The 10,778-nt window shown below is 72.5% G+C and carries 11 protein-coding genes; 2 read left to right on the top strand and 9 right to left on the bottom strand.

From position 1 onward, the window contains the following. Positions 1-151 precede the first annotated feature (151 nt). The 3 genes from LCE31_RS29670 to LCE31_RS29660 form a co-directional block, all read right to left on the bottom strand. Complete coding sequence (locus LCE31_RS29670; RefSeq protein WP_225019734.1) at positions 152-1,849, bottom strand: DUF2637 domain-containing protein; 1,698 nt, start codon at positions 1,847-1,849, stop codon at positions 152-154. 314 nt (positions 1,850-2,163) lie between these two features. Then, positions 2,164-3,117 (bottom strand): DUF3558 domain-containing protein, encoded by a 954-nt coding sequence (locus tag LCE31_RS29665; protein WP_225019732.1) that lies wholly within the window; start codon positions 3,115-3,117, stop codon positions 2,164-2,166. A 207-nt stretch (positions 3,118-3,324) separates the two neighbouring features. Next, positions 3,325-4,317 carry a DUF3558 domain-containing protein gene (locus tag LCE31_RS29660; protein ID WP_308042327.1) on the bottom strand — a complete coding sequence of 331 codons (993 nt, stop codon included), beginning with the start codon at positions 4,315-4,317 and terminating at the stop codon, positions 3,325-3,327. Positions 4,318-4,535: 218 nt separating this feature from the next. Between LCE31_RS29660 and LCE31_RS29655 the strand changes: the two genes are divergently transcribed. Next, positions 4,536-5,729 carry an RtcB family protein gene (locus LCE31_RS29655; RefSeq protein WP_225019730.1) on the top strand — a complete coding sequence of 398 codons (1,194 nt, stop codon included), beginning with the start codon at positions 4,536-4,538 and terminating at the stop codon, positions 5,727-5,729. Positions 5,730-5,905: 176 nt separating this feature from the next. On the opposite strand, the gene LCE31_RS29650 is transcribed toward LCE31_RS29655, so the two are convergent. Beyond that, positions 5,906-6,502 carry a winged helix-turn-helix domain-containing protein gene (locus LCE31_RS29650; protein WP_225019728.1) on the bottom strand — a complete coding sequence of 199 codons (597 nt, stop codon included), beginning with the start codon at positions 6,500-6,502 and terminating at the stop codon, positions 5,906-5,908. A 120-nt stretch (positions 6,503-6,622) separates the two neighbouring features. On the opposite strand from LCE31_RS29650, the gene def reads away from it, so the two are divergent. Beyond that, positions 6,623-7,210: a peptide deformylase gene (def, locus tag LCE31_RS29645; RefSeq protein WP_225019726.1), complete on the top strand. Its 588-nt coding sequence runs from the start codon at positions 6,623-6,625 to the stop codon at positions 7,208-7,210. A gap of 476 nt (positions 7,211-7,686) precedes the next feature. On the opposite strand, the gene LCE31_RS29640 is transcribed toward def, so the two are convergent. From LCE31_RS29640 to LCE31_RS29620, 5 genes are all read right to left on the bottom strand, one after another. Further along, entirely contained in the window at positions 7,687-7,920 is a 234-nt protein-coding gene (locus LCE31_RS29640) for a hypothetical protein (RefSeq protein WP_225019724.1), read from the bottom strand. A 55-nt stretch (positions 7,921-7,975) separates the two neighbouring features. Continuing rightward, a complete protein-coding gene (locus tag LCE31_RS29635; RefSeq protein ID WP_225019722.1) occupies positions 7,976-8,794 on the bottom strand; it encodes an SDR family NAD(P)-dependent oxidoreductase in 819 nt (272 codons plus the stop codon). Positions 8,795-8,922: 128 nt separating this feature from the next. Continuing rightward, positions 8,923-9,273: a YnfA family protein gene (locus LCE31_RS29630; RefSeq protein WP_225019720.1), complete on the bottom strand. Its 351-nt coding sequence runs from the start codon at positions 9,271-9,273 to the stop codon at positions 8,923-8,925. 65 nt (positions 9,274-9,338) lie between these two features. Then, a complete protein-coding gene (locus tag LCE31_RS29625; protein WP_225019718.1) occupies positions 9,339-10,085 on the bottom strand; it encodes a Mut7-C ubiquitin/RNAse domain-containing protein in 747 nt (248 codons plus the stop codon). Next, positions 10,082-10,778: flavodoxin-dependent (E)-4-hydroxy-3-methylbut-2-enyl-diphosphate synthase (locus LCE31_RS29620; protein WP_225019716.1), on the bottom strand; the 697-nt coding region annotated here is incomplete at its 5' end. The genes LCE31_RS29625 and LCE31_RS29620, both read right to left, overlap by 4 nt.

The following is a 10,778-nucleotide window of genomic DNA, read 5'->3' as shown; positions in this document are numbered from 1 at the left end:
GGCTTGTGGGGCTCCGGGGCCCGGGGGCCGCTCGTCCGGTGGACGTACACGGCGCACTGGTCCCGGGCCCGGGACCGCTCGTCCGGTGGACGGGGCGTACGAGGCGTACGAGACCGTACACGGCGCACGGCGCGCGCGTGGCGCTCGGGCGTCATGCGATGTGCTCGGAGTCCAGCTCCTCCTGGAACCGGCGCTGCGCCTCGCGCAGGGGCACCCGCAGGGTGCTCTCGCTCAGCGGGCCCCCTGTGCGCCCGCGGAGGTCGTACATCTCCAGCAGGTACCGGCCGAACTGCCGCTCGTTCGGCATGTCGTTGTACTCGCTTATGTACTTCTTGAGGCCGTTGTAGTACTGCTCCTCGCGGGGCAGCCCGTCGGCGGGCCCGCGCTCGTCGAGCGGGGCGGCGTGCTCGGCGGCGTCCCCGCCGTCCTGCGCCGGCTCCGGCTCCGGGGCCTGCTGCTGGCCGTCCCCGGGCCCGTATCCCGCCTCGGGAACCGGCACGCCGGGTCCGCCGCCCAGCGGCCGGCCCCGGCCGCCGGGACCGGCGGGCGGCAGCACGGGGGTCGGTTCGAGGCCCTCCACGTACGTGGGGTTGTACGCCTCCTCGTAGGCGCCCTGCGGGATGCTCTGCGCGGCGAACCAGGGGCTGACGTCCTGCTGCGGGTGGTTCTGCTGCCCGGCCCACTCCTCTTGCCCGGCCCGCTCCTGCTGCCCGGCCCGCTCCTGCTGCTCGGCCCACTCCTGCCGCTGCCGCAGCTGGTGCTCCGTCATGGCCTGCTCTTCGAAGGCGGCCTGGTGGCCCCAGGGGGCTTGAGGGGCCCCGTACGGGGGCTGCCCGTCCTGCCGCTGGGGCGCGGGGGCCTGCGCCCCGGTGCCCTGTCCGGCCTGTCCGTCCTGTCCGGGCAACTGGGCCTGGGGCCGCGTCTGTTGGCCAGGATGTGCGGCCTGCTGCCGGGACGCGGGCCGGGGCCCGCCGGGCTCCTGTCCCTGCGCCTGGGGCTGGAACTCGGCTTCCGGCCACGGCTGTTGCGGGGAGCCCGGCGCACGCTTCGTCAGATCGACCTCACCGGCCGCCCCCGTACCGGCCGTTCCTGTCGCCGCACCCGTCGCCGTGCCTCCGGCGGTCAGTTCTCGCGCCGCGGCCGGGGCGAACGCGGGCGCCGTCTCGATGCCCGCCGCCGCGAGGCCGTCCGACGCCGTGTCCGCCAGCGGCACACCGTACTTGGCGAGCCGCAGCGGCATCAGCGACTCCACCGGGGCCTTGCGCCGCCAGCCGCGGCCGAAGCGGGCCTGAAGCCTCGACTGGTAGATCAGACGGTCCTGTTCGAGCTTGATGACCTGTTCGTAGCTGCGCAGCTCCCACAGCTTCATCCGCCGCCACAGCAGGAACGTCGGCACGGGCGACAGCAGCCAACGCGTCAGCCGCACGCCCTCCATGTGCTTGTCGGCGGTGATGTCCGCGATCCGGCCGACCGCGTGCCGCGCCGCCTCGACCGTGACGATGAACAGCAGCGGGATGACGGCGTGCATGCCGACACCCAGCGGATCGGGCCAGGCGGCGGCGCCGTTGAAGGCGATCGTCGCCGCCGTGAGGACCCAGGCCGCCTGCCGCAGCAGCGGAAAGGGGATGCGAATCCAGGTGAGCAGGAGGTCCAGGGCGAGCAGAACGCAGATGCCGGCGTCGATGCCGATGGGGAAGACGAGCGCGAACTCGCCGAAGCCCTTGCTCTCGGCGAGCGCGCGCACCGCGGCGTACGAACCCGCGAAACCGATCCCGGCGATGATCACCGCGCCGGTGATGACGACGCCGACCAGTATTCGATGCGTCCGTGACAGCTGCATCGCGGCCACGCGCGATCCCCTCCCGTTTCTCGTGCTGCAAGCGCCGGAACTGCTGAATGTGCTGATGTGCCGAATGTGCTGGACGTACTGGAGGTGCCGGCTTCCGCCCGGTGGCGGGGCCGCAGGCCCGGGCCGGCACGGGGCCGGCGGGGCAACAGCCTTGCACATGCGTACGGGAGAGGGGGGCGCGGGAGATGCACCGGGCGTCCGGGCCCGGCCGCGGGGCCGGTACGGAACCGCCCAAAGCGGCAGGTCCCGTACGAGACGACGTACGGGACCCGCGGGGGAGGCGCGCGCGCCGGTCGCGCGCGGCCTGCCGGCCGTCAGCCGGCCACGCCGGCCTTCGCGCTCGCGGACGAGGAGCTCGACTGCTTCGGGGCGCTCGACGTCGTGTCCGTCTTCGACGGGGTCGGCGAGGAGGACGCGCCGGGCTTGCCCGGGTCGTGCCCGGCGCCCGAGGACGACTTCGAGGGGCTCGGGGAGGACGACGACTTGCCCGAACCCGAACCCGAACCCGAGCCGGACCCCGAACCGGAACCCGTCCCCGAGGAGCTGCCGGTGCCGCCGTCCTCGATGCTCTTGAGCGCGTTCTTCACCGCGGTCACGGCGTCCTTCGACACGTCGGACGTGCTCGGCGACTTCTCGCCCTCGAAGCCCGCGCCGTTGTACGTCAGCGACACCACCACGTTGTCCGCGCGCGCCACGACCGTCGCGTACGAGAAGTCCTCGCCCGACTTGCTGAGCCGGTAGGTGACCGAGGTGGCCTGGTCGCCCGCGCCCGTCACCGGCGCCGTCATGACGCTCTTCGCGCTCTTCGTCGTCTGCGCGGCGTCTATCTCGGTCGTGTACTGCTTGGAGGCCTGGGCGTTGCCGGTGCCCAGGGCCGTCTGCGAGTCGAACCGGGAGAGCGACACCTCCAGCCAGCGGTACTGCGAGCCGTGGACGCCCTTGTCCGCGAGGCCGTTCCAGGCGCAGCTGCTGTGCGCGTTGATGTCCGTCGACGTACCGGCCGTGCCACCCTTCGGCTTGGCGTTCGGCACCAGCTTGCCGACGGTGCCCGAGTCGATCGCCTTGCAGGCGTCCGGCAGGCTGCGGTACTTCGCGGGTGCGACCGAGGGCGAGTGCTGCGCGGAGGGGGCGCTGGAGCTGCTGCCGCCGTCCGCGCTGTCCTTGCCGCCCCCGTCGCCGCTGCCGGACGAGCAGCCGGCGACGACGAGCAGTGCGGGAACGGCCGCGGCGGCGAGGATGCGGGGGAGTCGCGAGGCTGATCGGCGCATGGTTCCTTCAGTCATTGCTTGCGGTCACGGGTCGTAGGCGTTCGCGTACGCGTGGGTCGTCGGAGAACGGTTGGCGTCACGCACCGTACGCGTGGGTCGGTACGTACGGTCCGAGCGGCCACGGTAACCGGCGAAGAGCCGGCGCAGGACCCGAGTCCCCCGCCCCGCCCCGTACGACGCCCCGGCGCCCGGGACGGGCGGGGAGCGCTACTGGTCGAACTCGTCGGCCAGCTTCTTCGCCAGCGCCTGCGCCCTGTCCTGGAGTTCCTTGCTGTCGGGCACCTCGTCGGCGTGGGTCGGCTGCGCGGTGTACGTGACGCTGACGATCACGTTGGATGTGCGGAACACCACGCTCACGGTCCGGTTCTGGGTGGCCGATCCGGACTGCGCGAGCACGTCGTTCACGAACGCCGCGTCGCCGAGGTCGCTCAGCCGGCGCGGCTGGAGCCCGGGTGCGAGGTCGCTGTCGTCGGAGCTGCCGCCCACGCCGGTGCCGCCGTCGCCGCCCGGGGTCCCGGACGGAGAGGCGGGCGGCCCGCCCGGTGTGGTCGATGCGCCTTTTGAACCCGATGCGCCCGATGAACCCGATGCACTCGATGTGCCTGATGCATCTGATGTGTCCGTCGCGCCCGGTGTGTTCGACGGTGACGGCGATGTGGAGCCCCCGGCGGACCCGGCAGCCGAACCGCCGTCCCCGGTCGACGGCGGCGCGGCGGAGCCCGACTCCGGGATGTGCGCGGCCTTCTGCTCCTTGGCGTAGACCTGCTTCGCGCGGTCGGCGTCGCTGACCGACGGGTCGTACGAGACGACGCGCTCGATGTCCACCGCCAGCCGGTGCGAGGAGTCCGGCGCGTCCGCCTTCCAACTGCACCCGACCCGGCGGTCCGTGTCGTACGTCACCGCGGGCGTGCCCGCCAGGACCCGGTCCTGCTGCTCGGGGGCGAGGGAGGAGACCCCGGGCAGCAGGTCCTTGAGCATGGACGTGGGCACGGCGCCGCACGGCTCGAGGAGCGTGCGGTACTTGCCCGGCGCGGGCAGCGACAGCGTGGGATCGCCCTGCTTGGCGTCGCTCGGTGAGTCGTCGGTGCCGCCGCCGGCCGTGCAGCCACCGGCGACCAGCGCGACGAGGAGCGCCGCGAGGCCGGGCGCCCACACCTTGCGACGAGCGCTGCGGTGCGGTGCCTGCGCGATTCGCTGCACGGTGCTGAGCCTCCTGGAATACGGTCTCCGGCGGCCGGAAAAGCGTTTGCCGCCCCGGGCCGGTGGATGGACACCATGTGTACCGCACAAGCCGTCGACGCCGCTGGTCGGCCCGGGTGACAGCGGCTGTGCCGCGCTGCCCGCCCCGCGTGCCGCGCGGCGGGCGTGTGCCCTGTGCATCGTAATTCTTCAGGCGGAGCAAGGGGGAACGAAGAACCATGGCATATGCGGAGATACCGGGTGAGAAGATCCCGATCCGGATGTGGGCCGACCCGGCGGCCGTCGAGGACTCCGCGATGCGGCAGCTGCGGAACGTCGCGACGCTCCCGTGGATCAAGGGCCTGGCCGTGATGCCGGACGTGCACTACGGCAAGGGTGCGACGGTCGGCTCCGTCATCGCGATGGAGGGCGCGGTGTGCCCGGCGGCGGTCGGCGTGGACATCGGCTGCGGCATGTCCGCGGTCAGGACGTCGCTGCGCGCGTCCGACCTGCCGGGCGACCTCTCCCGCCTGCGCTCCAGGATCGAACGGGCCATCCCGGTCGGCCGGGGCCTGCACGAGGACCCGCTGGACCCGTCCGCGCTGCACGGGTTCCCTGCGGCGGGCTGGGCCGGCTTCTGGTCCCGCTTCGGGGGCGTGGCGGACGCGGTGCACTTCCGCGAGGACCGGGCCAGGAAGCAGATCGGGACGCTGGGCTCAGGGAACCACTTTGTCGAACTCTGTATTGATATGTCGGATTCCGTGTGGCTCATGCTGCACTCCGGCTCCCGCAACATCGGCAAGGAGCTCGCCGACCACCACATCGGCGTCGCGCAGGGGCTGTCGTACAACCAGGGCCTGGTCGACCGGGACCTCGCGGTGTTCGTCGCGGACACACCCCAGATGGCGGCCTACCGCCACGACCTGTTCTGGGCCCAGGAGTACGCGAAGCACAATCGCGCCCTCATGATGTGGCTGTTCCAGGATGTGGTGAGCAGGGAGTTCAAGAAGGCGAAGGTCACCTTCGAGCCGGTGATCTCGTGCCACCACAACTATGTGGCCGAGGAGCGGTACGACGGGATGGACCTGCTGGTCACCCGCAAGGGCGCGATCCGCGCGGGCAGCGGCGACCTCGGCATCATCCCGGGGTCGATGGGGACCGGTTCGTACATCGTGAAGGGCCTCGGCAACAGCGCGGCCTTCAACTCGGCGTCGCACGGCGCGGGCAGGCGGATGAGCCGGGGCGCCGCGAAGCGCCGCTTCTCCACGAGGGACCTGGAGGAGCAGACGCGGGGTGTGGAGTGCCGCAAGGACTCCGGCGTCGTGGACGAGATCCCGGGTGCGTACAAGCCGATCGAGCAGGTGATGGAACGCCAGACGGACCTGGTGCAGGTCGTCACCAGGCTTCGGCAGGTCGTCTGCGTGAAGGGCTGACGGACTGACGGGTTGACGGGCTGAGGGGGCTGGAGGGCTGACGGGCTGAGGGGTTGGAGGGCTGACGGGTTGCGCGTGGCCGGGCGAGGTGCCGGCTGCTGACGGGGGCCTGGGCGTGGCCGGGCGAGGTGCCGGGCCGTCGGCCCCCGAGCCTTCCCGGGCCGTGGTGGGCCGGTCTAATCCCGGCCGTCGTCCGGCGTCAGGAGCGGGAAGACCCGGCTGATCGCGGCGACGGCCACCGCGTTGTCCGGGTGCTGCGCGGGCCGTTCCCGGGTGGCGTACGCGCGGATGCGGGCGCGCAGGTCGGCCGCCAGTTCCGCCGCCTCGCCCGGGGTCAGATACACCACCGCGCTGAACGAATCCGCCTGTTGCCGCCACTCCACCGGCGCCCGGTCCCGGTGCCCGAGCCAGCGGTCGTGGCTCTCGTCCTCCAACTCCCGTGTGAGGCCGGTGAAGGAGCCCTCGGGCATGGCGTCCGCCCCGGCCGCCGGCTCCAGCTCCGTCGGCCCTTCGGCCCATCGCAGCCGCCACGGCTTCGCCCGGCCGCCGACGGCCGGGGCCTCCTCGATCAGCCCGTACCGCGCCAACTGCCGCAGATGGAACGAGCACAGGCCCGAACTGTGGCCAAGGCGCGAGGCGGCCTCGGTCGCGGTGACCGTGCCCCGTTCGGCCAGCAGGTCGAGCAGTGCGACGCGCACCGGGTGGTCGGGCAGCAGCCGCGGGGAGAGCGCGGGCGGAGCAGGGGTGAAGCGGGGCAGTGACTCAGGGCTCATTTTGCAAAGCATGCTACTTTGCAAAGAGTTGCGCAAGGCGGCCCGGTCGCCTCCGGGCTGTGTGAGCCGTTCGTGAGCCCGCCGCACCTCTGCTTTCGTTTCTTCCCTGAGGAGCCGTCCATGGCCGAGACCGGACCGCGTGGTGCCGTACGCCCCGTCACCCTGGTCGGGGACGACATCCTGCGGCGGCGGTGCCGTCCCGCCGGCGCCGAGGACTTCGGCTCGCCCGGACTCGCGGCGCTCATCGAGGACATGTTCGCCACCAATGACGTGGCCGAGGGCGCGGCCATCGCCGCCAACCAGGTCGGCGTCGATCTGCGCCTGTTCGTCTGGGACATGGAGGACGACTGGGGCGTGCGCCACGTCGGGCACATCCTCAACCCCGTGCTGGACGAGGTGCCGGCCGACGAGCGGCGGCTCGTCGAGCAGGCCGAGGGGTGCCTCTCCGTGCCGGGGCCCTACCGGGTCGTCCCGCGCACCGACCGGACCGTCGCGCGCGGGTTCGACCAAGACGGCGAGCCAGTGGTCGTGGAGGGGCGCGGCTACTTCGCCCGCTGCCTCCAGCATGAGACGGACCATCTCCACGGGCGGCTCTACCTGGACCGGCTCTCGCGGCGCGAACGCGCGGCGGCGCTCAGGGAGATGGCGGAGCTGCGGGACGGCGTGCTGGCCCGCAGGGCGGAGCGGCTGCGGCTGCGGCCGCGATGAGCCGATGGGCTCCGGGTGGACGGGCCCCGGGCGGACGGCTCCGGGTGTCCGTGCGACGCGAAGGCGCCGGCCTCCCTGGGCGGGAGGCCGGCGCCTGTCTCGCGGGTGTCAGACCAGCCAGCCGACGAGGTGGATGAGGCCGGCGAGGACACCAGTGAGGATGTTCATGTCTTGTTCTCTCCTTGCTGTGTGCTGCCCTGAGGGCGCACGACGTGGGACGTGTTTTCCGCCTTCTGGGACAAGGGCGGAAGCGCCGGGACGGTCCGCGGCCGGTCACCTGCGCTCCACGAGCATCATCCGTACGGGGCGCCTCACGCCAGAGAGTTGCCGGTTCATCACCTGAAGTGATGATCTCTCGATCATTCGTTCAGTTCATATTCGGTTCATCGTATTCAGTGCATGGGGCGACGGGCCCCCGTCGGAGCGCCCCGGCGCCCTGGTGTCACGGCGTCCCGGCCCCGTGTCGTGCGGGAGCGTCACAACTCCGTGTCGTGCAGCTTCCTCGCGCGCTCCAGCGCCTTGTCGAAGTCCCGCTGGGTGTCGTCGGCCCAGTGCAGCAGGTCCGCGAGCAGCCTCGTCAGCGTCTCTCCCGGACTCGAACGCCAGCTCTGCCCGCCGGCCGTGACACCGGAGTAGGTGTATGTCTCGACGGCTTCGCCGCCGCGCTTGGCGCCCTCGTCATGGGCGCGCGTGGTGAAGTTGTCGTTCATCGGATGCTCCTCGCGTGGATCGTCCCGGCCGGGGCCGGGGGAGTGGACGCCCGGGTCACAGCTCCCTGTGCACCTTGCTGTTGGAGGCCTGGGCGCGCGGCCTGACCACCAGGAGGTCGATGTTGACGTGGCTGGGACGGGTGACCGCCCAGGTGATCGTGTCGGCCACGTCGTCGGCGGTGAGGGGCGCGGCGACGCCCTCGTACACCTTCGCCGCCTTCTCCGCGTCGCCGTGGAAGCGCGTGGTGGCGAAGCCCTCGGTCTTGACCATGCCCGGCGCGATCTCGATCACCCGGACCGGGGTGCCGACGATCTCCAGCCGCAGCGTCTCGGCGAGGACGTGCTCGCCGTGCTTGGCCGCGACGTAGCCCGCGCCGCCCTCGTACGTACCGAGCGCGGCGGTGGAGGAGACGATCACCACCGTGCCGTCGCCGCTCGCGGTGAGGGTGGGCAGCAGGGCCTGCGTGACGCCCAGGGTGCCGAGGACGTTCGTCTCGTACATCTGCCGCCACTCGTCGGCACTGCCGCCCGCGACCGGGTCGAGGCCGAGCGCGCCGCCCGCGTTGTTGACCAGAACCCGCACAGGACCGGCCTGGTCGTCGGTGAGGCGTGCCGCGAACGCGTCGACGGCGGCGCGGTCCGTCACGTCGAGCGCGTAGGCCGTCGCGCTGCCGCCCGCCGCCGTGATCTCCTCGGCGAGCGCGGTGACGCGCTCCTCGCGGCGCGCGGTGACGACGACGTGGTACCCGGCGGCGGCGAGCTGCCGTGCGGTCGCCGCGCCGATGCCGCCGCTCGCCCCGGTGACGACGGCGGTGGCGGTGGCTGCGTTGTCGGCGGCTGCGGTGGGCCGGTCCGCGGCGGCTGCGGCGCTCATGGGGTCTCCTCGCACAGATGGGTCGGCGGGCCCTGGGGCCCATGCGCCCCAGGATAGGCAGCCGCCCCTCGCGTCACACCGGCGGTTTCCCGGCCCCGGCAGCCGGGCCGGGGACGGGTCCTCGCCGCTCAGTGTCCGCGCGGGCCGAACATGATCACCGACATGCCCACCAGCGTGATCACCGCGCCGGAGATGTCCCAGCGGTCCGGCCGGTAGCCGTCCGCGACCACGCCCCAGATGATCGACCCGGCGACGAAGACCCCGCCGTACGCGGCCAGGATGCGGCCGAACTGGCCTTCCGGCTGGAGCGTCGCCACGAAGCCGTACGCGCCGAGCGCCGCGATCCCGGCGACGACCCAGGGCCAGCCCCGGCCGCCCGAGTCGCCGTCGCCGCGTACGCCCTGCCAGACCAGCCAGGCCCCGCCGATCTCGAAGAGGGCGGCGACGACGAAGAGGGCGGCGGAACGCAGGACGACCATGGTCACAGCGTGTCATGCACGACGCACGGGGCGCCCGGGCCCCTCGGCCGGTGGCGGGCGGGTCCTCAGGCCGCCGTGCCGTCGCCGAACTCGGCCATGGCCGCGTCCACGATCTCCGCCAGGTGCCGGTGGTGCGCGCCCCGCCAGTAGACCCGCCCGCAGGCGGTGCACCGTGCGAAGACGTCGTACGTCCGCCGCGTGCCGTGCCTGAGCTGCTCCCGCACGGCCGCCTCGTCCTTGCCCGCGGGGCCCAGCAGCCCGTTGCACGCCGTGCAGCGGGTCCACGGCGCGAGCGCGGGCGCGAACCGCTGGAGTACGTCGCGCAGTTGGTCGTCGGGACGGTCGCTGTAGACGTACGCGCCGGCCCACAGCTCGCGGCGGCGCAGCAGGCCCCGGTCCCGCGAGAGCAGCACGCGCCGCTCCTCGGCCGACATCCTGGCCAGGGCGGGATCGCCGAGATCCGCGCTCTCGTACGCGGCGTCCACGCCGAGCAGCCGCAGCCGCCTGGCGAGGGTGCCGAGGTGTACGTCGAGCAGGAAGCGCAGGGGCGCGCCGGGGACGGACTGGGGCCTGGAGCGCCACGGCACGTGGACGGACTCGCCGTCGGCCGGGATGTGCGAGACGGGCACGGCCCGCCCGTCCACCAGCAGGGGGCCCGCCTCGGTGAGCGGGACGCCGAGGGACTCCACGACGTGGCCGAGGGTGGAGGAGCCGTCGACGGCGACATCGGTGACGCCCGAGCGCCGTTCCACCGGGACGAACAGACGCAGTTCGGGGGCGACACCGAAGTGGATCGTGCGCGGTCCGTTCACGCCGCCAGCATGCCACCGGCCACCGGAATCGCGGCGTAGCCCAGGCCCGAACTGATCACCGCACCGCCCAGCGCCGCACCCACGGCATTGCCCAGGTTGAACGCACCGACGTTGATCGACGACGCCAGTCCCGGCGCCTCGCTGGCCGCCTGCATCACCCGGATCTGCAACGGCGGCACGATGGCGAAAGTCGCCGCACCGAACAGCAGCACGCCCAGCGCCGCGGACGATGCCACGATGCCCTTGCTGCCGATACCGGCCTCGGTCAGGCCCAGGTGCAGGGCGAAGTCGGAGCGCTGCGCCAGGTCGCGGTACACCGCGATCAGCTCCTGCACGCCACTGACCTTGGCCGACAGTACGATGTGATCGCGCGGCAGGCCCAGCTCCACCGCCTGCTCGGCCGAATCCAGCGCCGAGCGGATCAGCGCCTCGCGCAGCACGCGGCCGGCATCCCAGGGCTGTTCGCGCAGGTTGTTCTCGTCCATCAGCTTCGCCGCCAGGGCCTGGTCCAGCGAGCCCCAGTTGGCGCCGATGCGCACCGGCTTGTTGTAACGGATGGCGAATTCGATCAGCTGGGCGAACTGCAGATCCTTCTTCTTGCCGAAGCCGACGTTGCCCGGGTTGATGCGGTACTTGGCCAGTGCTTCGGCACATGCCGGTTCGGCGGTCAGCAGCTGGTGGCCGTTGTAGTGG

It is taken from the genome of Streptomyces sp. 8L, from assembly GCF_020176795.1.
GTDB lineage: Bacteria > Actinomycetota > Actinomycetes > Streptomycetales > Streptomycetaceae > Streptomyces.
This window is presented reverse-complemented; position numbering and strand designations above follow the sequence as displayed.

Coding starts and splice junctions, on each gene's coding strand:
- LCE31_RS29630 (WP_225019720.1), bottom strand. CDS start 9,273: ATGGTCGTCCTGCGTTCCGCCGCCCTCTTCGTCGTCGCCGCCCTCTTC.
- LCE31_RS29665 (WP_225019732.1), bottom strand. CDS start 3,117: ATGCGCCGATCAGCCTCGCGACTCCCCCGCATCCTCGCCGCCGCGGCC.
- LCE31_RS29655 (WP_225019730.1), top strand. CDS start 4,536: ATGGCATATGCGGAGATACCGGGTGAGAAGATCCCGATCCGGATGTGG.
- LCE31_RS29635 (WP_225019722.1), bottom strand. CDS start 8,794: ATGAGCGCCGCAGCCGCCGCGGACCGGCCCACCGCAGCCGCCGACAAC.
- def (WP_225019726.1), top strand. CDS start 6,623: ATGGCCGAGACCGGACCGCGTGGTGCCGTACGCCCCGTCACCCTGGTC.
- LCE31_RS29650 (WP_225019728.1), bottom strand. CDS start 6,502: ATGAGCCCTGAGTCACTGCCCCGCTTCACCCCTGCTCCGCCCGCGCTC.
- LCE31_RS29640 (WP_225019724.1), bottom strand. CDS start 7,920: ATGAACGACAACTTCACCACGCGCGCCCATGACGAGGGCGCCAAGCGC.